General features: G+C 31.5%; 19 protein-coding genes and 1 pseudogene. 6 read left to right on the top strand and 14 right to left on the bottom strand.

Translation table 11 applies throughout. The features are described 5' to 3' along the window. Window positions 1–6 precede the first annotated feature (6 nt). The 3 genes from G6N05_RS05815 to fabD form a co-directional block, all read right to left on the bottom strand. Window positions 7–390, bottom strand: coding sequence for a DUF3037 domain-containing protein (locus G6N05_RS05815; protein ID WP_166125651.1), 384 nt, complete (start codon window positions 388–390; stop codon window positions 7–9). After that, entirely contained in the window at window positions 368–1,156 is a 789-nt protein-coding gene (locus G6N05_RS05810; protein WP_166125649.1) for a HipA family kinase, read from the bottom strand. Before G6N05_RS05810 ends, G6N05_RS05815 begins: the two co-directional genes overlap by 23 nt. Before the next feature lie 183 nt (window positions 1,157–1,339). Beyond that, window positions 1,340–2,212 (bottom strand): ACP S-malonyltransferase, encoded by an 873-nt coding sequence (fabD, locus tag G6N05_RS05805; RefSeq protein WP_166125647.1) that lies wholly within the window; start codon window positions 2,210–2,212, stop codon window positions 1,340–1,342. 230 nt (window positions 2,213–2,442) lie between these two features. Here fabD and G6N05_RS05800 point away from each other — a divergent pair, with 230 nt between their 5' ends. Next, the gene (locus tag G6N05_RS05800; RefSeq protein WP_166125645.1) at window positions 2,443–4,071 is read left to right on the top strand and encodes a hypothetical protein; all 1,629 of its coding nucleotides are present in this window, start codon (window positions 2,443–2,445) and stop codon (window positions 4,069–4,071) included. A gap of 66 nt (window positions 4,072–4,137) precedes the next feature. Here the strand turns inward: G6N05_RS05800 and G6N05_RS05795 are convergent, their stop codons facing one another. The 11 genes from G6N05_RS05795 to G6N05_RS05745 all read right to left on the bottom strand — a co-directional run bounded on the left by G6N05_RS05795 (window position 4,138) and on the right by G6N05_RS05745 (window position 15,227). Then, entirely contained in the window at window positions 4,138–5,922 is a 1,785-nt protein-coding gene (locus G6N05_RS05795) for a T9SS type A sorting domain-containing protein (RefSeq protein WP_166125643.1), read from the bottom strand. A gap of 70 nt (window positions 5,923–5,992) precedes the next feature. Continuing rightward, window positions 5,993–6,541: a hypothetical protein gene (locus tag G6N05_RS05790; RefSeq protein WP_166125641.1), complete on the bottom strand. Its 549-nt coding sequence runs from the start codon at window positions 6,539–6,541 to the stop codon at window positions 5,993–5,995. Between the two features lie 6 nt (window positions 6,542–6,547). Then, window positions 6,548–6,913: a hypothetical protein gene (locus tag G6N05_RS05785; protein ID WP_166125639.1), complete on the bottom strand. Its 366-nt coding sequence runs from the start codon at window positions 6,911–6,913 to the stop codon at window positions 6,548–6,550. Window positions 6,914–7,138: 225 nt separating this feature from the next. After that, complete coding sequence (locus G6N05_RS05780; protein WP_166125637.1) at window positions 7,139–7,660, bottom strand: NADPH-dependent FMN reductase; 522 nt, start codon at window positions 7,658–7,660, stop codon at window positions 7,139–7,141. A gap of 93 nt (window positions 7,661–7,753) precedes the next feature. Next, window positions 7,754–8,161 carry an AtaL-like protein gene (locus G6N05_RS05775; RefSeq protein WP_166125635.1) on the bottom strand — a complete coding sequence of 136 codons (408 nt, stop codon included), beginning with the start codon at window positions 8,159–8,161 and terminating at the stop codon, window positions 7,754–7,756. Then, window positions 8,161–8,388, bottom strand: a complete 228-nt coding sequence (locus G6N05_RS05770) for a (4Fe-4S)-binding protein (RefSeq protein ID WP_166125634.1) — start codon at window positions 8,386–8,388, stop codon at window positions 8,161–8,163. Before G6N05_RS05770 ends, G6N05_RS05775 begins: the two co-directional genes overlap by 1 nt. A 2-nt stretch (window positions 8,389–8,390) precedes the next feature. Then, window positions 8,391–8,798: an OsmC family protein gene (locus G6N05_RS05765; RefSeq protein ID WP_166125632.1), complete on the bottom strand. Its 408-nt coding sequence runs from the start codon at window positions 8,796–8,798 to the stop codon at window positions 8,391–8,393. Window positions 8,799–8,852: 54 nt separating this feature from the next. Next, window positions 8,853–9,137: a GNAT family N-acetyltransferase gene (locus tag G6N05_RS05760; protein ID WP_166125630.1), complete on the bottom strand. Its 285-nt coding sequence runs from the start codon at window positions 9,135–9,137 to the stop codon at window positions 8,853–8,855. A 43-nt stretch (window positions 9,138–9,180) separates the two neighbouring features. After that, complete coding sequence (locus tag G6N05_RS05755; RefSeq protein ID WP_166125628.1) at window positions 9,181–9,897, bottom strand: pirin family protein; 717 nt, start codon at window positions 9,895–9,897, stop codon at window positions 9,181–9,183. Window positions 9,898–10,036: 139 nt separating this feature from the next. Beyond that, complete coding sequence (locus G6N05_RS05750) at window positions 10,037–13,054, bottom strand: ELWxxDGT repeat protein (RefSeq protein WP_166125626.1); 3,018 nt, start codon at window positions 13,052–13,054, stop codon at window positions 10,037–10,039. Window positions 13,055–13,355: 301 nt separating this feature from the next. Then, window positions 13,356–15,227 (bottom strand): peptidase U32 family protein, encoded by a 1,872-nt coding sequence (locus G6N05_RS05745; protein ID WP_166125624.1) that lies wholly within the window; start codon window positions 15,225–15,227, stop codon window positions 13,356–13,358. A 744-nt stretch (window positions 15,228–15,971) separates the two neighbouring features. On the opposite strand from G6N05_RS05745, the gene G6N05_RS05740 reads away from it, so the two are divergent. The 5 genes and pseudogenes from G6N05_RS05740 to G6N05_RS05720 all read left to right on the top strand — a co-directional run. Next, complete coding sequence (locus G6N05_RS05740; protein WP_166125623.1) at window positions 15,972–16,529, top strand: phage tail protein; 558 nt, start codon at window positions 15,972–15,974, stop codon at window positions 16,527–16,529. 21 nt (window positions 16,530–16,550) lie between these two features. Beyond that, window positions 16,551–17,108, top strand: a complete 558-nt coding sequence (locus G6N05_RS05735; protein WP_166125622.1) for a phage tail protein — start codon at window positions 16,551–16,553, stop codon at window positions 17,106–17,108. A 115-nt stretch (window positions 17,109–17,223) separates the two neighbouring features. Then, the gene (locus G6N05_RS05730) at window positions 17,224–18,372 is read left to right on the top strand and encodes an ABC transporter substrate-binding protein (RefSeq protein WP_166125621.1); all 1,149 of its coding nucleotides are present in this window, start codon (window positions 17,224–17,226) and stop codon (window positions 18,370–18,372) included. Next, entirely contained in the window at window positions 18,373–19,305 is a 933-nt protein-coding gene (locus G6N05_RS05725; protein ID WP_166125620.1) for a methionyl-tRNA formyltransferase, read from the top strand. Between the two features lie 32 nt (window positions 19,306–19,337). After that, window positions 19,338–21,197: pseudogene (locus G6N05_RS05720) on the top strand (SprB repeat-containing protein); the annotation flags it as partial.

The raw sequence follows: 21,197 nt of genomic DNA, 5'->3' as shown, positions 1-21,197 counted from the left end.
ATAAATTTATAAAACTAATTCTGCATATAATTTTTCGAATGTCGCATCCAAATCGGAACTAAATCCAGAATGTGGTCGAGACGTTTGAATACTTGAACTTTTTACAGCGGTTAGCCATCTGAAACGTTCTTCAATTGGAAATTGTCCAATGGGTCCGCCGTCCGATTTTCCCTTGCAAATTTTCACGAAAGAATCTACATTGATTTGTACTTGTTCGATATCAAATTCGGAACAAAACGCCATGATTTTTTCTATTGGAATTTGATATTCAATTCGCAAATATTTCTGACGCTTGCATAAAAGCATCAAACCCACATTGACAAATTCTTCGCGCTCTACTTTTGGTACGACACGAAGTACAGCATAATCATATAAGTGTTTTTCGTGCATCTTGCGCTTCTTTTAAAAATAATTCTGAGTTCGCTAATCGAATCGATAAAAATTGAAAATAAACTTCTTTAATTTCATCTGGAGTAATGGCGCCATCTTCCCAAAGCAACCAATCTTCTGGAATTTGGTTGACAATTTCTCTTAAAATCGTATCGTTTAATTTTGCAGTAAATTCTTGATGTGCTTCTTGTAAAAGGCTAGCTTTTGGTAATAAAACGTGATCCTTTATTAATGAAAAAGGAGTCAACGCACTTTTTTCCCAATTCGTCCAAGAATGATGAAAATAGAAGGAAGCGCCATTATCAATTAGCCATAATTCTTTCTTCCAAATTAGTAAATTGGTATTTTTAAACGTTCTGTCAACATTCGTAATAAAAGCATCAAACCAAACTATCTTAGAAGCTAACAAAGGATCGCAATCATTAACCGCAGCATCGTAAGTAATCGAACCCGACAAATAATGCAAGCCTAAATTTAAACCTTGACTGAATTTTAATAAATCCTGAATTTCTTCATCGCCTTCCGTTCTTCCAAAAGCTTCATCTAAATGGGCAAAAACCAATTCTGGAATCGGCAGCCCTAAATATTTGGCAATTTGACCGCCTAAAAATTCTGAAATCAATGCTTTCACTCCATGACCGGCGCCACGAAATTTTAAAACATATTTAAAATCGTCATCCGCTTCCGCCAAAGCAGGTAAAGAACCACCTTCGCGAAGTGGCGTAATATATCGAGTAACGTTTACCGTTCGTAAATTTAAGTTCATAAAACTGTAATTCTTTTACCAAAGATAGCAAAAAAAGGTAGTCGAAAAAGCCTGAAAACTTGTCATTCTGAATTTATTTCAGAATCTAAAACAATTAGTTTTCAATATTATTAAGAATCTGAAACAAGTTCAGATTGACAAAATAATTACTTTTTAGACAACCTTTTTTGTGAAATTGTATTCTTATGCCGAAATCGTTTCGACTTCTTTATTAATTTTATTCACCAATCCAACCAATACTTTTCCTGGTCCAACTTCTGTAAAACTTGTCGCACCATCCGCAATCATTTGATTTACCGATTGTGTCCATCTTACTGGAGCAGTTAATTGGATAATTAAATTTTTCTTAATCTCATTTGCATCAGAAACTGCACTTGCTGTTACATTTTGATATACTGGACAAATTGGTTGTGAGAAAGTTGTAGCTTCAATCGCCGCTGCTAATTCTTCACGAGCTGGTTCCATCATTGGCGAGTGGAAAGCACCACCAACTGGTAAAATTAAAGCACGTTTTGCACCAGCTTCTTTCATTTTTTCGCAAGCTAATTCAACGGCTTTGTATTCTCCAGAAATTACTAATTGTCCAGGACAGTTGTAATTCGCAGCTACTACTACTCCATCAATTGAAGCACAAATATCTTCTACAATTTTATCGTCTAAATTTAAAACAGCAGCCATAGTTGAAGGTGTAATTTCACAGGCTTTTTGCATGGCTAAAGCTCTTTTAGAAACTAACAATAAAGCATCTTCGAAAGATAAAGCACCGTTTGCTACTAAAGCAGAAAATTCACCTAATGAATGTCCGGCAACCATTTCTGGTTTAAAGTTTTCTAATGTTTTGGCTAAAATTACCGAATGTAAAAAAACCGCTGGTTGTGTTACTTTCGTTTCTTTTAATTCTTCTGCTGTTCCTTCGAACATAATATCTGTAATTCGGAAACCTAAAATCTCATTAGCTTTTTCGAAAAGTTCTTTAGCTACTGCTGAATTTTCATATAAATCTTTACCCATTCCGGTAAATTGAGCGCCTTGTCCAGGAAAAACGTATGCTTTCATAGTATTTTGTTTCAAGTTTAATGTGCTATGTAAAACACATAGGCACATAGTTTATAATTTAAGTTTAAATATAATATAAAAACACATAGCTATGATTTCTTTATAAATTTAGAAGCTAATACTTTTAAAATCTATATTCCTATGTGTTTAAATTAAAAAACAAAAATACTTATTTTGTAACAAACTATGCAAACAATTGACTTATATGTATAAAATCTAAACCATTTAAAATGAAAAAAATTCTTCCAATAGTATTTGTATTACTAATTACGGTATTTTATTTTTATGTTTCATTACCGGTATTAAGTTACGGTTTTGCTGGCATAACTATATTATTACTTATTATTGCGGCTTTATTATTTTTCTCTTTTTCAAAGTTTACGATTAGTTCAGATGGAAAAAGTTACAATCCTGTAACTGTATTTTGGAAACTTCCAGCTTTATTAATTGGTGTTGCGATTTTATATGCTTTTGTATTGCCTTTTTTTACCTCGCATCCTATTTTCAGAAATCAGGATTATAGAAATTTAATTGGAAAAGTGGCTAATGGAGACAAATTAACCAATCATATTGCGCCCATTTCAATGAATGAAATTAGAGTGGTTGATGAGAGTTTAGCCTATTTATTAGGAGAAAAAATATTAGGTTCGCAACCAGCTTTGGGAAGTCAGGCACATTTAGGGGAATTTTTTATTCAGAAAGTCAACGGAAAATTATATTGGATTGCACCTTTAGAACATTCTGGTTTTTTTAAATGGCTAAACAACAAACAAGGTACAACAGGTTATGTAATGGTTTCAGCAACTAATGAACGAGATGTAAAATTAGTCCAAGAAGTGAATGGAAAACCTATATTTTTAAAATACCAAAGAGAAGCCTATTTCGGAAGTAATTTACATAGATATTTATATTTTAATGGATTTAACACCGTTGGTTTAACCGATTTTTCTTTTGAAATTGACGATGCAGGAACACCATATTGGGTAGTGACCAAGTACAAAAAACAAGTTGGTTTTTCTGGTAATGATGCTACTGGAGTTGTGGTTGTAAATGCACAAAGTGGCGAAATAAAAGAATATAATATTAAAAATACGCCAACTTGGGTAGATAGAATTCAACCGATTTCATTTATTAAAAACCAATTGAACGATTGGGGTGAATATGTAAAAGGATATTGGAATTTCTCTCACGAAAATAAACTTCAAATTACAGAAGATTTGACTTTAGTGTATGGCGAAGACAATAAATCGTATTGGTATACTGGGATTACATCTGTAGGAAAAGACGAATCGGCAGTTGGTTTTGTTTTGGTGGATACACGAACTAAGGAAACTACTTTCTACAAGCAAAGTGGGGCTACAGAATATGCAGCACAAAGTTCGGCGCAAGGAAAAGTACAAGAAAAAGGTTTTGTAGCATCTTTACCAATTCCATACAACATTAACAACATTCCAACTTACGTAATGACATTAAAAGACAAAGGCGGATTGGTTAAAATGTACGCGATGGTTTCTATTGCTGATTATACGATTGTTGGTACTGGAAATACAATGCGTGAAGCATTAACTGCTTATAAAACGGCTTTTAATTCTTCTGGAAATAAAATAAATCCAGATAGTAAATCGGCGAAAAAAGTAATTGAATCGGTTGTGGTGCGAATTCAGAATGATGTTAAAAACGGAAATAGTTTTTATTATTTCACTGTGAAAGATTACCCAAGTATTTTTGTGGGTTCATCACAAATATCTAATCAATTACCAATTACGTCAGTTGGTGATAATGTAAAAATTTCTTTCGATTTAGATAATGAAGAAATTATTGATGTTTCTACGTTTGAAAATGTGAGTTTGAAAAAGTAAAATAAAAAAAGGGAAGTTTCTAAATCAGAACTTCCCTTTTTCTTTTAAATTATTGAAATACAATTTCTATTTAATAATTAATTTTTCTGTTTGTTTCAAATTTGATTCTTCAGATTGTAGCGTAATAAAATACACACCTTTACTTAAATGACTTAGATTAATAGTATACTCATTAAACAAAGCCATATTTTTATTATAAACTTGCTGACCTAATTCGTTATAAATAGTCAATTGATGTTTTTCTTTACTTAAATTACCTCCAGAAATAGTTACTATACCATTTGAAGGATTTGGATAAATTTGTATTGTGTTTTCAGCAAAACTATCTGAACTTAAAACCACGGGAGAAAATTTCGCGATGTAACCATTCCATTTATCAACAAAAGGAACATTTAGAACAGGATGAATATTCATAGTTTCCTGATGACAACCCGTTGTTGTCATAGTACTTGTACTTGTTGTTCTACCACAAATATAAAAAGACTCATTAGATGTAGGCACTATTTTACTATTAAAATTTTCATGTCCTAAACCGCCATAATAACTACCCCAAACTAAAGCACCATCTGTAGAAAATTTCATAATAAAATTATCATCATTACCTTGCTTTGTTGCTGAATATGGGTTTGGTGAAAAAATAAAATTATTACCACTATCGGTGTTTGCACTTAAATATAAATAACCGTCTTTATACTCAAGCCAATTTAAATAATCATTTGGATATTCAAAACCACTACCTCCAATGTAGGTTGCCCATTGTAATTGAAAATTTGAGTTGTATTTGGCTAAATACAAATCATATCCTAATCCTCCGTTTGCTGATTGATAGGCATTTAATGACATTTTATCATTAGAAGATATTAGATTTAATACATAAAAATTACTACCATCTGTAACAGTATCTCCTCCTATAAAAACATTAGAAGGAATATATTTACTAAAAATTCGTTGGCCTGTGTTAGGATCAAATTTAGTAAAAACATATTCTGTAGCCGTAACATCACAATTCGTTTCAGTACAATAATAATTATTATAAGCTGGCAAATTTTCGTTTCTAATACCTGTAATCACTAATTCACTATTTGTAATTAACACATCATTCACTGACATTAAACCCAAAAAAGTAGCCCATTGTTGTTGCCCTAGATTGTTCAACTTACACAAATATCCATTAGGAATAATATGATTATTAACATCATATTCCAAAATAAAATTAGGCTGGAAAGTAATAGGAGTAGTTAAGTTAGGAAAGCTAGTATCAGAATAGTTTGTGAACAAATAAATATTATGATTGTCATCTAAATAAAAATCATCAAAAGAACTTGTATTTGAAGTATTCGGTATATAAGAAAGCCAATCAGTGGTAAAATCTTCTAACAATTGTGTAATAATTGGATATGAATAACCTGTCGCAATAGCTGATGGATTGGCAAGCCATGTGCCTACTGTGCCTATGTTTGTTTGTTTTGTATTTCCTCTAATTACCCATTTATTTTGTTTGTTTTGTTGAATCTCTACTATTCCATAAGGCAAATATGTAGCAAACAACAAATCACCATCAGGTGAAAATTTTGCTACAAAAGATTGATAACCACCATCCATTCCCGTTTGATATGACAAACCTGTAGCTGTTTTAAATTGATTATAATAGTTTACATCATTTGTAATAGCTGTATTACCACTCGTGGAAACAATAGCTGTTACTACCAAATTACCAAATCTATCAGTAAGTGCATCTGAAAGATCAAAATCACTACCACCAAAATAAGTTGCCCAAGTTCTATTGTAATTGTTTTGCGAGAATAAAACGCAACTAAACAATAATAGCACTATTAAATATGTTTTTTTCATAGATTTTGACTTTTAGTTCTGTAAAGATAAAAAAACTGCTAACCTTTTTTAGTTAGCAGTTTTATTTTTTTTATAAATCGCTTACTACAAAATAGCGTTCACCACCAATTGTGTAAGTGGTATAAGCTTCTGTGTAAGTATGACTAACATATTCATTATATCCACTAAACCAAGATGCAAAATCGTCAAAACGCATCCACGAACCTTCTGTACTTGTAGCGTTTTGTACTTTATAAATAAAACCCGCCCATTCCATATTTAAAGAACCATAAGGAGAAGCTAAACAATACATATTTAAACTACCAACATTAGTACTTGTTGTACTACTAGTAGCACTAGTTTGTTTTATGAAATTTAAACCTGTTGATCCATATAAGGTATTCAATTCGCTAAAAGAGCTAAAAGACAAAGAGTAACCAGCACCTAATGTTAAATAATTATAAGAACCAGTTACTTTGCTAGCAGAAATTATTGGGTAGCCATTTGTTTTACTTGCTAATTTTACATTATAGTATAAAGTGTGTTCAGTAGTTGCATTAATAACATTTACAATACTTGGTACTGCAAACATATTACTTGTAAAAAGTAAAAAAACCGAAATTTTTATAAATTTTTTCATAATAAATTATTTAGTTGATTGATGAGCTGTTTGCGAAACATAAATTTTAAACGCTTTGTTTAAAATATCATTTGTTGTTTCTTTACTTAATTCTGCTTCTGTTACTCCAGTTGCAATAATTAAATCTTTTGCAGGTTGCAATAAAACTTGTTTTCTTTCATCAGAAAGTTCTGAACCATATTTTTCAATATGCTCTTTTGTAGGCGCATACTGTGGTTTGTTAATTTCTGTAATAGCTTTTTTGAAGTTTTCCACTTGGTCTGCTCTACGCATTACCTTTGAAGTTGTTGTGTTTTCTGTTTTTACTTCTTCAGTGTTTTGGCAAGCAAATAAAGTTAGTAATACACTTGCTGTTAAAATGATTTTTCTCATAATTATTAATGCTTGTTTTTGTGTGTAATCAAATCTAACTTATGTAGTTTTATTAACTTTACGGATTATCCGTAATCTTTGTTAAAATTTTAAAATAAATCCTAACAGTTAAAACAAAACCAACAAATAATAATTGCTTTACTATTATTTAAATACTTAAATATTTTTCAAAAAAAAAGGGAAGTTTCTAAATCAGAACTTCCCTTTTTTTTATATATTTTAAAACTAAATCGCTTTTATAATTTCTAATAATTGCTTTTTCAAGTCTTCATTTGTTATTCCTTTTTCGGTATCAAAATTATCGTTGAAACTTGGCAAAGAAAAACTTCCTTTTACAATTCCGCCTTGAAATGGAAATCTCTTAGTGGCAATGTCTAAAACCGAACTTCCACCACGAGCACCAGGTGAAGTAGCTAATAATAACATTTCTTTTTCCTGAAAGGTTTTGGCGTTAATTCTTGACGTCCAATCTAAAACATTTTTGAAAGCTGTTGAGTAATTTCCGTTATGTTCTGCAAACGAAATGACAATTAAATCGGCGCTTCCTAATTTCGCATAGAAATCAGTTGCTAATTTATGAATTCCGTTTTCTTTTTCTTTATCTACGGAATAAATAGGCATTTCGTAATCAATTAAATCTAACACTTCCACAGAAGCATTTTCAAATTGGTTGGCAGCATAGGTTGCCAATTGTTTGTTTATGGATGTCTTACTTGACGAACCAGCAAAAGCGATGATTTTTTTCATATGTTTAAATTTTATTTTTAAGCGGTAACATATGCAATCGCATTTTGGTTATAGGTGTTTGCTTACACAAACTTTTTGTTATTAGCGATTTCATTAGTTATTTTCTATAAAAGTTTTCGTTTTTAATACAGCGTTTTTCACCATTTCTTGAGTATCAAATTCTGATTGTGTGGTTTTATCTTTCCAATTTATCGTGAAAGTCATTTCTGTTTCATTTTCTGAAATTGGCTTGATATCATTATCTACATAACCTTCAAACTTCGGATGCTCTAGTAGCAAAAACCTCACTTTATAAGGAATGAAAGTAATTTTTTCGACTAAAGTAGTCGCATTTCCTTCCACAGTAATGGTCATTTTTCTGGTTACGAAGTCTTCGTTTTTCTCCAAAATAATTACATCACTTACGCCTGGAACAAAGTTTTCTGGCTTTTCAATTTTAAGAATTAAATGTTGCCACACTTTTTCCAAAGAAGCGTTTACAATTGTTGTGTACTGAACCATTATTTATCGTTTAAATAAAATGATAAAGCGCCAGATGGACACTTTTTCACAGTTTCAATAATTTTATCAGTAGTCGAATTTTCTGGTGTAATCCAAGGTTGTTCTTTTGGTTTAAACACATCTGGATTATTTCTTACACAATTTCCAGAATGCGTACACTTTCCAGATTGCCATACAATGGTTACTTCACCATTTGTATATTCTTTTTTAATATTTTTTGGATCCATGATTATATCGTTGTGTGGATTAAAATGTTGTTTTTTAGAATTTTAGAAACAGGACATTTTTCGGCAATGATTAACAACCTGTTTTTTATATCTTCTTCAATTGTGTTTGAAAAAGTAATGGTTCTTGATATCGTTGTAGTTAATTCTGGAATATTTTCTTGAGATAAATTTAAAGAAATATTAATCTCTGGAATGTCCCAACCTTTTCTATCGATATACATTCGTAATGTCGACAACGTACAACCAGCTAAAGAAGCCAAAAGTGTAGAATAGGGATCTGGACCCAAGTCTTTTCCTTCAATACTTTCGGGTTCATCCATTACGAAAGTTCCGTTTCGCCAAGAAATGGTGCACAAATATTTCTGTGCTCCAATTTTTCCTGTGATGTTATTTTCTAGTAAATTTACCATGATTTTTTATATAAATACCTACAAGGTTTTGGAAACCTTGCAGGATAATCTTATTTACAAAACGTCTCTAAATTCTAGCGTTTTATCAAAAACACTTTTCACAAACGGACAAAGTGGAATAATTTTAATTCCTTTTTCTCTGGCAAATTCAACAGCTTTCGCAACCATTTTTTTACCAAAACCTTTTCCGTTATTACCTGGATTGACTTCCGTATGATCAATAATTATTTTATCATCGCCAGCAAAAACGAATGTCATTAATGCTTCTTGTTTTCCGTCAATTTCAATGAAAAAAGCTCCGTTTTTATCATTGCTTTTTAGTTGTACTTCTTCGTTCATAATTTTCTTTTTACTGAGACTGAATACTGCGACTGCTCACTAATTAGTGTTCCATTGGAATTTCCATTAATAAAAATTTCGCATCGGAAGTCGCTTTAATCTCTAACGTTTCAAAATCGGTAATTCCTAATCCATCACGCGTTTCTAATTCTTGTCCGTCTACGGTAATTGTTCCTGAAATTACGAAAACATACATTCCGTTTCCTTCTTTTTTCAATTCGTAGGTTTTAGAAAAATCTTTGTCGAAATCTGCTAAATGAAACCACGCATCTTGGTGAATCCAAACTCCAGCATCCTCAGCATTTGGAGATAAAATTTGTGCGAAGTTATTTTTTTGTTCCGTTACATCTAAAGTAATTTGTTGGTAACGAGGTTCCACATTTCTAACTCTAGGAAACAACCAAATTTGGAATAATTTTGTGTGTTGATCAGCATTCGGATTAAACTCACTGTGTTGAATTCCAGTTCCAGCACTCATGACTTGTACATCGCCCGTTTTTATGGTAGATTCATTTCCCATACTGTCTTTATGCGCCAAATCACCTTCCAAAGGAATCGTGATAATCTCCATATTATCGTGTGGATGCGTTCCGAAACCCATTCCAGCTGCAACGGCATCATCATTTAAAACTCTCAACGTTCCAAACTGCACTCTTTCTGGATTGTACCAACTTGCGAAACTGAAACTATGGTAGGCATTTAACCAACCGTGATTGGCATGACCTCTTGTATTTGCTTTGTGTAAAACTGTATTGTTCATCATATATAAATTTAGTGATTATTATGATACAAATTTACGATGTGGTCAAAAGAAAAACACTTAACCTAGATTAAGAAAACAAAAAACCGATGACTTTATAGTAAAGCATCGGTTTTTGTTTACAACTTAAATTATAAAATTATTCTATAATTATTTTTTTTGTTTCAGAATAGTTTTCAGTTGTTATTTTAATCAGATATATGCCTTTATTCAATTTACTTAAATCGTATGAATCTAGGCTTACTGGCAGCAAAGATTTCATAACATTTTCTCCTAAAAAATTATAAACAGAAACATCAACAATCTTTGAATTATCCTTAATAAATACGTTAATTTTTCCATTTGAAGGATTTGGATACATTATTATTTTACTAGATTTAAAATTATCTGAATCAAAATTTTCTACATTTAAAACATTTGAGATATTTGAAAAGTAAAGTTCATTTCCAGATAATTGAGTAGTACCTTCTAATAACAAATTATTATTAAAGTTATGTATATCAGTGATTCCATAATTATTAGAAAAATCATTTGAATTTAAAACATTAATTTGATAGTTGTTTGGAGTTGTTAAATTATCATTGATATACCAAACTTCATCTGAATTAAAATGTTTTAGAAAGAATAAATTATTTTGTATACAAGTACAATCTGCAAAATAATCAAGTCCTCCTGTAGGTATCTCTTCAACAAGAGTAGTTCCAATATTTGTTCCATCTGTTTTCCAAAGTTGAACACCTACAGATTGCCCACTTAGACCAGTTGTGAAATAAACAAAATTCCCACAAGATTTTAGTGAATTAAAAGTCTCATGATTTGTGAAATTTGGATTTGTTACCATAACAGTTCCATTAAACGTACCATCAGATTTCATCAAAGCAATTCCATTTTCAGTATTTAAAGTAAAATATAATTCATTATTAAAGACAATATTTTTTCTAAAGTGTGCAGAGCCACTCATCAACCATGAGCCTAAAAACACTGTTCCTGATTGTGTTCCATCTGTAGACCACAAACTATTATTCCCATAACTAGAATTATTAATATTTGTTTTAAAAAAAACTTTCCCATTAGCTGAATTAATTATCTCTGGTCTGTAATTGTAACTTCCACTTGAAGGTAGTGAAACAACTTTTATAGTACCGTTAGTCGTACCATCTGTTCTCCAAATTCCATATTCTAAGTTATCTCTACCTATAAAATACAGGTATCCATTTAATATTGCATAGCAATTTTCATTTGTAATATTATAATGATTATAAAATAAATTAGAACTAGTAACTCCATTTCCTGTTCCTGGGTTAATATCTTTTAGAAGATATGTACCTAAATCAGTCCCATCACTTCTCCATAATTCTTCTCCATGAATTTGGTCATTTGCTTTAAAAAAAACAATGTCATTTAGATTCATAAATAGCGTAAAATCTCCAATACTACTAGTATTACCTGGCACAACATCTTTTACCAGAGATGTCCCTGATTCTGTTCCATCTGTTTTAAAAAGTTCAAAGCCTGACAATCCATTAGTGCCTCTAAAATAAACGTTACTACCAGCTTTTGTAAAAGAAGGTCTATAATCATAATCATTATAAATTGAATAACTGTTTGGATTTAAATCTTTTATCATTTTAGTACCATTTATAGTACCATCTGTTATAAAAGGTTCAGTTCCATGGACTCCATCTGTACCTGCAAAAATCATTTTGTTATTAAACTCAATAAAATCCCTATTACCAAAACTGCCATATTTGTGAAAAACATCACTAACTACAAATGTGTTATTTAATGTCCCATCTGATTTCCATAATTCTATTCCATTAAGGCTATTATTTCCACCTTGAAAATATATTTGATTATTTAGTTCAATAAATGACAATTCTGTACCACTTGTTTGTGATAAATCTATATTTTTTACTTGAGAAGTTCCACTCAATGTGCCATCACTTTTCCATAAACTTTTATAACTAGTTGAATTGTCTGTTGCAGAAAAAACAATAAAATTACTTGTAGGAGTTAATTTTGAAACATCACTAGAATTAATGCCTACAAAAATATCTTTAACAATTTGAGTTCCTATAGCCGAACCGTCTGTAACCCATAATTCATAACCATTTAAATCATTATTAGCTGTGAAATATACTTTACCATTAAATGTAACAAATTCTGAATCATTGTTTATACCGTCCCATGTTGAATTTATATCTTTTAAAAGTAAAGTTCCAGTAGACGTTCCGTCACTTTTCCATAATTCATTTCCGTTTGTAGAATTTTTTGCTCCAAAAACGAAATAATTACTTGTTGAACTACCAATCATTGTATAAGAAGAACTATTTGTTCCAATAAATATATCTTTTAATAATTGAGTTCCAATAGTTGTTCCATCACTTTTCCATAACTCAAATCCAGTAGTACCATTATTTGCAAAAAAGTAAAAATTATTATTGAAAAAAATAAAATTATTTCCAATAAAAATACTCATATTAGTACTTGGATTTATATCTTTTAATATAGTGGTTCCAAAATTAGTACCATCACTTTTCCATAATTCAAGTCCGTTAATTCCATTGTCACATAAAAAAAACAAATTATTATTGAAAACGAAAAAATCTGTTGGATTACTTGAATTATTTCCAAAATTAATATCTTTCAAAAGTGTCGTCCCATTTGTTGTTCCATCACTAATCCACAATTCCTGACCATTAACATTGTCATTTGCACTAAAAAAAATATTACCATTTAAAACTTTTAATTTACTAATTGAGCTATCCCCATTATTGTTGATGTTTTTAATTAAAAAAGTTCCTGTTTCTGTCCCATCACTAGTCCATAATTCAACCCCATTTACGCCATCATTTGCGGTAAAATATAATTGATCATTAATTGTCACAAAGTTAGAATCTTCCAAACCACTTTGATTGTTAACATATATGTCTTTAACCAAACTGGTTGTATTAGTAATAGAATTATAAACCCATAATTCTCTACCATGCATACCATCATTAGCTGAAAAATATATTTTAGTACTTCCTTTAGTTATGTTTTTTGGATTACTATCACCTGCAAAATTTGTTTCTAACAAAGTAGCGTCAATTGTTTGTGCTCTTAAATTAATTGAAAAAAGGGTAGAAAATAAAATTGTTTTTAAAATTGTTTTCATTTTTAGTATTGTGTTTTTAAATTTGTTCTCGTAATTATTCGTTTTATTTTAAAACTTGTTCATATATGTAATAAATTTTGTTTTTAATTTTAACATGAAGAGTATCTTAAAAAAACACTGCAAAAATAACTAAAAAAATTCTCACAAAAGCACGTAGAATTACCTGTTTTTCAATTATTTTTAGATTAATGATTTAGATTCTGAAACAAGTTCAGAATGACAAAACAGGAAAGAATGGCAAAAAAATACTATTAAGAAATAAAAAACCGATGTCTTTTCAATAAAGCATCGGTTTATATATTTAATGAATATGATCTTCTTCAATTTCAAATTCGGCATCTTTTTCCCAAATTTCCATTTCACAAGGTTTACAATTGAATTTTAGTTTGTATTCCAATTCGCCTTGTTTTAGTACTAAGGGTTCTTTTAACTTTTTGTCCATGTTTTCACGATGGTATTTCGGACAACGTTCTAATTCGTATTTGATACAATATTTGGTTGTCATTACACGAGATTTTCCTGGATCCCATTGTAATTCGAAAGCTTTTTCAATTTCAGTTACACCATGACGTTCGTAAAATTTACGAGCCGTTTTGTTGGCTACATTGTACATAAAATCCAGTTTTGTTTCTGGATAAGGATGCGATGTTTTCACCATTTGGTGTTCTTTGCGAACATAATTTTGTAAACGAATTTCTGATAATTGTTCGAAAACGGTTCTTCTCATTTCATTGATTTTTGAAATAGGTAAAAACCAGTTTTGAGAAAATTCAATCGTAATTTCATCAGCTGTATAAGGTGTAAAACCTGTTTTCGCTAAATTAATTTTAAAGTTTTCTGCTATAGATTCGTTATTTTTGGTTTGTTCTTTTGGATGAACTAAATTCGTAACACTTACATTTCCATCTTCATCTGTTGCGATTAATTCGAAACCTGTTTCGTTTTCTTTTAATACTAAAGTCGTACTAATTTTACGAACCGCACTATCTTCTCTTTCTACAATTTTGATGAAAGCCGCGTCGTTATTTCTGTAAATAAAAGTTCCGTCAGCAATTTCCTTAAGAACATTTGGATATACGATTCCGTTCTCCGCTTTGTTCACGTAAATTCCTTCTGCTTCATTATCAGAATTAATAAAACAAAGTCCATCACCATTATTTAGTAATTCTCCATTTTCAATATGGTACGAATTTCCAACCGTTTTAATTAGTTTTCCAATATATTGTCCTTTCGATTTTGGACTTTCCCAAGAACCAATCGCTTGATGTCTTTCGTTTACAAAATAATCGGTATACCCACGATTGAAACTTCTATCTAAAGAAGAATCGAATAGAAAAGTACATGTTCCAGAAGAAGCTTTTTTATATTTTTCAGGGTTTTCAGCTAAAAAAGCATCTAATTTCTGACGTAAATACGACACGTTATTTTTTACGTATACGATATCTTTTAAACGCCCTTCAATTTTGAAAGAAACAATTCCAGCTTCTACTAAATTTGGAATTTGGTTCGAAACATCAAAATCTTTAATCGAAAGTAAGTGACTATTTTTGATTAACGTTTCGCCATTTCTATCAATTAAATTATAAGGTAAACGACAGTTTTGAGCACAAGAACCACGGTTTGCAGAACGTTCTCCGTTGGCCACACTCATATAACAATTTCCACTGAACGAAACACATAAAGCGCCCGTTACGAAGAATTCTAATTCTACATCTGAAGCTTCGCTGATTTCTTTAATTTGGTGTAAGTTTAACTCACGAGCTAAAACCACACGTTTCATTCCAGCATCAGCCAAAAATTTAATTTTATCTGCATCACGGTTATTAGCTTGAGTACTAGCATGTAAAACGATTGGAGGCAATTCCATTTCCATGATTGCCATATCTTGAACAATCAAGGCATCCACACCAATATGGTATAATTTCCAAATCATTTGTCGACACGATTCTAATTCATTATCATACAAAATCGTATTGATAACCACAAAAACCTGAGCATTAAACAAGTGTGCATATTTTACTAACTCAGCAACATCTTCAATAGAATTGGTAGCATTAGATCTTGCACCATATAGAGGCGCACCAATATAAACGGCATCTGCACCAGAATTAATGGCAGCAATTCCTTGTATTAAATCTTTTGCCGGAGCTAAAATTTCAATCTTCTTCTTCATTTTTAAAACTTTAATCCTTCGGATATTACCGAAAAAAGTATGCAAAGTTCTTATAAAAAATCCAAGTTTTCTAATTCTAATTCGATTTTTTTGAAATGATTAGAACAATTCATCAAATAAACAATACCAATGGATTGCCTCATTATGGATGTATAAACAAAATATTGTCCGTATAATTAAGTATACAACAAATCTCTAGATCTATACCTCTTTTATTGAATAGTAAATTCTAGACATTTTAACTATATAACAAAATTTACGGGAAACACGTAACGATACAAAAAAATATCTTAATATACTTGTAAAACATAAAATGATCTGTAGAATAATTACAAAAATGTTGCTCAACTTAAACACAATTTATATTAATACATATTGTGGATTAAGTAATAATTATCAAAGCACAGTAAATTAAGCATCAATAAAAAATAATTAACATAATTTAATTTGAATAATATTGCTCTTATTTACTCCATTTATTACTTTATGACACTAATTATCTATTTCGTAACATTTAATTTTATAAACTCAAGTTTAATATGATAAATTTGAATAAAAAAATTTGAAGCTAAAATGTTTATTTCCAAACAAATGTGATTATTTGAAATAATTATCTTTCTTTTAAAAATTTAAAATATTAAAATATTAAATGATTTCACTTTTTTATTTAAAAAAAAGAACCCTTAGTAATCAGAATTATAATGCATTTCTATAAAACAATTATTAACCAAAAAAATTAAAACTATGTCAACAGAACCATTTATTGGAGAAATTAAAATTTTAGCATTCGACTGGGCTCCTAGAAATCATTTGCTTTGTGCAGGTCAGTTATTGGCTATCAACACAAATACTGCTTTGTTCTCGTTACTAGGGACATTTTATGGAGGGAATGGCACAACGACTTTTGGTATACCCGATTTGAGAGGGCGTATGGCTGTAGGTCAAGGCTCAGGACCAGGATTGTCACCAACTTCTATGGGAGAAAAGGCGGGTGCAACAAATGTAACAATACAAAGTATGAATATGCCTGCGCACAGTCATACTTTAAATGCAATGCAGGTTAAATTAAAAGCATCTAGTGCTAATGCAGATGAGTCTGCTGCTGATGGTAATTTTCCAGCAATAGCGTCAAGTTCTATTTATAGTGGTAATGGAGCTACTGCTAATACTTTTACAGGAGGGGTTCAGGTTTCAGGAACTACTGATATTTCAGGGTCAAATATGCCGTTAGAGATTATGAATCCTTATTTGGTGATGAATTATTCTATCGCTATTTATGGTATTTTTCCAAGTCGTAATTAATAATTTTTATACAAAAAAACTATGTCTACAGAACCATTTATAGGAGAAGTTAAAATTTTTGGATTTAATTTTTCGCCAATTAGTTATGATTTTTGTAACGGACAATCATATTCAATAGCCCAAAATACAGCCCTGTTTTCATTAATAGGAACTATCTACGGAGGTAATGGGCAGACTACTTTTAACTTACCTGATTTAAGAGGGCGTTTAATAGTAGGTCAAGGTCAAAGTCAAGGATTACCATCATATACTATTGGAGAAAAGTCAGGAAATCAATCTGTCAGTATGTTAGCTACAAATTTGCCAGCACATGTGCATACATTAAATAATGTGTCTATAAAGCAAAAAGCATCTAGTGCTAATGCAGATGAGTCTGCTGCTGACGGAAATTATCCCGCAACAACCTCAAGTGCTGTTTATAGTGGTAATGGAGCTACTCCAAATGTTTTTACAGGAGGAGTACAAGTTACAGGGTCTACTGATTCTGCGGGATCTGGAACTCCAGTAAATATTATGAATCCTTATTTAGTGCTTAATTATTGTATAGCAACAGAAGGAATTTTCCCAAGTAGAAATTAAATAACGAAGTGTTACAAATTAAATTTTTAATTTAAAATAGAGTTGTAAGTCAAATGATAGAAGTAATATATTATTATAAGACTATGTCATTTGACTTTAACTTATTAGATGAGATATGAATAAAATAGGGTTTTTATTGCCTAGGTCTACTTTTTATGATACTATTGGATTTGATTTATTTGAAGGACTTAAATTGGGTTTGCAACAATTAGGAAGAGATGATGTAAAGATTGTAACTGAAAATATAGGTTTTGGTGCAGACAAACAACAATGTTATCGTTCTGCAGAGAAATTATTACTTGAAGAAAATGTAAATTTAGTTATTGCTTATATAGGACATCGAACAGCTGAATTATTAAGGCCTCTTTTTCTGGCAGCAAATAAAATGCTAATTGTTTTAGATTCAGGTGCTAGTCTTGCTAGCGAATGGCCAAGTTGTCCTAATATTTTTTACCTTTCATTACACAATGCATTAGGAGCTTGGATGTCTGCAAAAAATGCAACAAAAGAGGGTTATAAAAGCGGTGGTATGGTAAGTGGTTATTATGATGGAGGGTATTTGCATACTTATAGTATCTCTAAAAGTTTTGAAGCCACAGGTGGAAATATTAATTTCAATCAAGTTACAGGATACAAAGAAGATGATTTTACAATGTCACCATTAAAAAATCATTTAATGCAATATCCAAATAGTGCTCTTTTAAGTCTCTTTAGTGGCGATTTTGTACAATGGTACTTTAGAGAAATTAAGAAAGAATTCGAAGGAGAAAATCTTCCTATATACCTATCTCCATTTGGTTTAGAAGAAACAATGCTTCAAAATGCGGTTTATCCTAGTAATAAAATAAAAGGAGTCACTTCATGGTCTACAAAAATTGAGAACGAAAAGAATAAATTATTCTTAACAACTCTTGAGTCATTAGGGAAAAAATCAAATTTCTTCTCTTTATTGGGATGGGAAAGTGCTCAGCTTGCAATTGAAATTATAGAGTTATCATTTAAGCATTCCCATAAAATTATTTCAATAGCAAACGAACTTCAATTATTTGAATTTGAAACCCCTAGAGGAAAAATTTATTTTGATTCAAAAACAAATACTTCAATTTCTCCTTTGTATGAAGTTACTGTAATAGAAAGTAATGGAATGTGTGAGTTGAAATTGGACAATCAAATTCAAAACATTAAAGAAGAATTTGAAAAAATGTGTGCATTGCCATTGGATAATGTAACTTCAGCTTGGTATAACAGTTATACCTGTATATAAATGGAAGAGAACAAAAAAATATTAATACTTTGTGGAGGTAAATTTGCTTTTAAAACATTACAATTGTTAGCCCATGAAAAATTTTTATATGCAATAGGTATTGGTAAAGGTAGTGAAATGATTGTTGATGCATTAGAAAGAGAAGCAGAAGATAATAACATGGCATTTCAATCTTTTCCAAATAAGAAAAGCATGTCTGAAATGAAAAAGTGGATTTATTCAATTCAACCAGATTATATATTTTCCATTTCATTTCCTTTTCTATTATCAGAAGAGGTTTTATCTTATGGACATGAAAAATTTATTAATTTTCATCCAGGACCATTACCAGAATACCGTGGAGTCATGCCTATTTTTGAAGTGTTGAAGAATCAAGAATCTCAAACAGCTATCTGTGCTCATTTTATGAACGACCATTTCGATAAAGGGAATATTATTTTTAATGATCCTGTTGTTATAGATGAAGGTGATACATATGGTAAATTGACGGTAAAATTGAGCAAAAGAATGTCTCACGTTGTTTTGAATGTGGCAAATATGATTCAATTTGGAAGTAAAATTCCAAGTGCAATTCAAGATGAATCAGTAGCGTATTATTATGAAAAACCTCAATTTTCAGACACCTACATAAATTGGAAAAAAATGAATGCGAGTGAAATAGTATCACTTGTAAATGCTTGTAATCCATGGAATATTGGAGCAGATGCTTCGCTAATGGGAGAGCAAGTAAAAATTATTAGAGCAACAGTGCATAGTGTATCTCATTATAACACGGCTGTAGGAACAATTATTGAAATAAATGAAGATAGTATTAATGTAGCTTGTTTAGATAACGAACAAATAGCTATTGAAATTATGAGTACAGATGAAGGTATAATGACAATTAAACATTGGAATATTAAAGAAAATTTAATAGGGAAAATTTTTAATTAAATAAATTTTATAAAGTAATAAATAAACTAAATATGAAACAAAAAATTACGTTATTAGTAATACTGTGTCTTTTTTGCATAAATGGACAAGCACAAACACTGTTTTGGAGCGATACTTTTGAAGACACAGGAGCTCCACTTACAGGAACAAGAACGCCGTCAATAACAGAGTTCTCATGTGGTGGACCTCCAGCAACAGCCTATTTTTTTAGAACAGCTACATCTGGAGTAGCAACTCAAAACGGTACTTATTCTGGTTTTCAAGGCTTTAAAGTTTGGGCAGTAGAAGATATTGATAAAGCATTGGGTTGTGCTAATAATTCTATTTCAGCGAATCAGCAAGTCACTTGGAATAATATTAACATAGCAGGAAAATCTGGACTGTCATTTAAAGGTCTTTTTGCTGCAAATAATGTTGGTTCTTGGCAAGGAATTAATTTCGGAACTACTGCTCAAGATTTTCTAGCTGTTGAGTATCAGATCGATGGTGGGGCATGGACAAAAGCTATTGCTTTTTACAGTAATGTTCCTATAAGTTCAGCTGCATCTAGTAACACTCTTGATCTTGATACAAATGGCGATATGGTTGGAGATGGTGCTGGTTTAAATTATGTTTTTACAGAATATACAGCAAATATTCCTGGAACAGGTAACACATTAAATTTACGTTTTAATTGCTTTGCAAATGCAGCTTCAGCTCAGGAATTATCAATTGATAATTTTCGCTTATTCGAAGCAGCTTGTACTGCTCCAACTATTACTACTAACCCACCTAATAGAACTATTTGCGCGGCAAACAATACAACATTCTCAGTTGCTGCAACTGGAGCAACTAGCTATCAATGGCAAGTAAATACTGGAAGTGGTTTTACTGACTTAACAAATGGAGGTGTATATTCCGGAGTAACAAGTACCACATTAACAATTACTGGCGCAACTGCAGGAATGTCAGGGTATTTATATAGAGCAGTAGCCATAAACGGAGTAGCAACCTGCTTTACAAACTCTAATTCTGGAACCTTAACAGTTTCAAATATTACATCTACAGGAAGTTCAACTAGTGTTTCTTGTAACGGTGGCAGTAACGGTGCTGCTACTGTATCTGTTAGTGGAGGAATTGCTCCTTATACATACTCTTGGTCACCATCTGGTGGAACAGGGGCTACTGCTTCTGGCTTAAGTCCTGGATCATACACAGTAACAATAACAGATGCTAACAGTTGTACTGCAACCCGTAACTTTACAATTACTCAGCCAACTGCTATCAGTACTGCTACTGCTGCACAAACTAATGTTTCTTGTAATGGTGGTTCGAATGGTTCGGCTTCGGTTACTCCTTCTGGAGGAACTCCGGGTTATACTTATTCTTGGTCGCCTTCTGGTGGAACAGCTGCTACTGCAACTGGACTTTCTGCAGGAACTTATACGGTAACAGTTACTGATGCTAACAGCTGTACTGCAACTCGTAACTTTACAATCACTCAACCAACGTCTATCAGTACTGCTACTGCTTCGCAAACTAATGTTTCTTGTAATGGTGGCTCGAATGGTTCGGCTTCAGTTACTCCTTCTGGAGGAACTCCGGGTTATACTTATTCTTGGTCGCCTTCTGGTGGAACAGCTGCTACTGCAACTGGACTTTCTGCAGGAACTTATACGGTAACAGTTACTGATGCTAACAGTTGTACTGCAACTCGTAACTTTACAATCACACAACCAACTTCTATCAGTACGGCAACTGCTGCACAAACTAATGTTTCTTGTAATGGTGGTTCGAATGGTTCCGCTTCGGTTACACCTTCTGGCGGAGCTGGTGGATATACTTATTCTTGGTCACCTTCTGGAGGAACAGCTGCTACAGCAACTGGACTTTCTGCTGGAACTTACACGGTA

Origin of the sequence: Flavobacterium bernardetii (genome assembly GCF_011305415.1) — a bacterium.
Lineage (GTDB): Bacteria > Bacteroidota > Bacteroidia > Flavobacteriales > Flavobacteriaceae > Flavobacterium > Flavobacterium bernardetii.
Note: the sequence above shows the minus strand (reverse complement) of the source record. Positions and strands in the feature narration are given on the sequence as shown.

What these genes read in the sequence shown, in the direction of transcription:
- G6N05_RS05780 (WP_166125637.1), bottom strand. Translation starts at nt 7,660, where the DNA reads ATGAAAAAAATCATCGCTTTTGCTGGTTCGTCAAGTAAGACATCCATA.
- G6N05_RS05760 (WP_166125630.1), bottom strand. Translation starts at nt 9,137, where the DNA reads ATGAACGAAGAAGTACAACTAAAAAGCAATGATAAAAACGGAGCTTTT.
- G6N05_RS05775 (WP_166125635.1), bottom strand. Translation starts at nt 8,161, where the DNA reads ATGGTTCAGTACACAACAATTGTAAACGCTTCTTTGGAAAAAGTGTGG.
- G6N05_RS05740 (WP_166125623.1), top strand. Translation starts at nt 15,972, where the DNA reads ATGTCAACAGAACCATTTATTGGAGAAATTAAAATTTTAGCATTCGAC.
- G6N05_RS05725 (WP_166125620.1), top strand. Translation starts at nt 18,373, where the DNA reads ATGGAAGAGAACAAAAAAATATTAATACTTTGTGGAGGTAAATTTGCT.
- G6N05_RS05735 (WP_166125622.1), top strand. Translation starts at nt 16,551, where the DNA reads ATGTCTACAGAACCATTTATAGGAGAAGTTAAAATTTTTGGATTTAAT.
- G6N05_RS05750 (WP_166125626.1), bottom strand. Translation starts at nt 13,054, where the DNA reads ATGAAAACAATTTTAAAAACAATTTTATTTTCTACCCTTTTTTCAATT.
- G6N05_RS05730 (WP_166125621.1), top strand. Translation starts at nt 17,224, where the DNA reads ATGAATAAAATAGGGTTTTTATTGCCTAGGTCTACTTTTTATGATACT.
- G6N05_RS05810 (WP_166125649.1), bottom strand. Translation starts at nt 1,156, where the DNA reads ATGAACTTAAATTTACGAACGGTAAACGTTACTCGATATATTACGCCA.
- G6N05_RS05755 (WP_166125628.1), bottom strand. Translation starts at nt 9,897, where the DNA reads ATGAACAATACAGTTTTACACAAAGCAAATACAAGAGGTCATGCCAAT.
- G6N05_RS05795 (WP_166125643.1), bottom strand. Translation starts at nt 5,922, where the DNA reads ATGAAAAAAACATATTTAATAGTGCTATTATTGTTTAGTTGCGTTTTA.
- G6N05_RS05815 (WP_166125651.1), bottom strand. Translation starts at nt 390, where the DNA reads ATGCACGAAAAACACTTATATGATTATGCTGTACTTCGTGTCGTACCA.
- G6N05_RS05770 (WP_166125634.1), bottom strand. Translation starts at nt 8,388, where the DNA reads ATGGATCCAAAAAATATTAAAAAAGAATATACAAATGGTGAAGTAACC.
- G6N05_RS05785 (WP_166125639.1), bottom strand. Translation starts at nt 6,913, where the DNA reads ATGAGAAAAATCATTTTAACAGCAAGTGTATTACTAACTTTATTTGCT.
- G6N05_RS05745 (WP_166125624.1), bottom strand. Translation starts at nt 15,227, where the DNA reads ATGAAGAAGAAGATTGAAATTTTAGCTCCGGCAAAAGATTTAATACAA.
- G6N05_RS05790 (WP_166125641.1), bottom strand. Translation starts at nt 6,541, where the DNA reads ATGAAAAAATTTATAAAAATTTCGGTTTTTTTACTTTTTACAAGTAAT.
- fabD (WP_166125647.1), bottom strand. Translation starts at nt 2,212, where the DNA reads ATGAAAGCATACGTTTTTCCTGGACAAGGCGCTCAATTTACCGGAATG.
- G6N05_RS05765 (WP_166125632.1), bottom strand. Translation starts at nt 8,798, where the DNA reads ATGGTAAATTTACTAGAAAATAACATCACAGGAAAAATTGGAGCACAG.
- G6N05_RS05800 (WP_166125645.1), top strand. Translation starts at nt 2,443, where the DNA reads ATGAAAAAAATTCTTCCAATAGTATTTGTATTACTAATTACGGTATTT.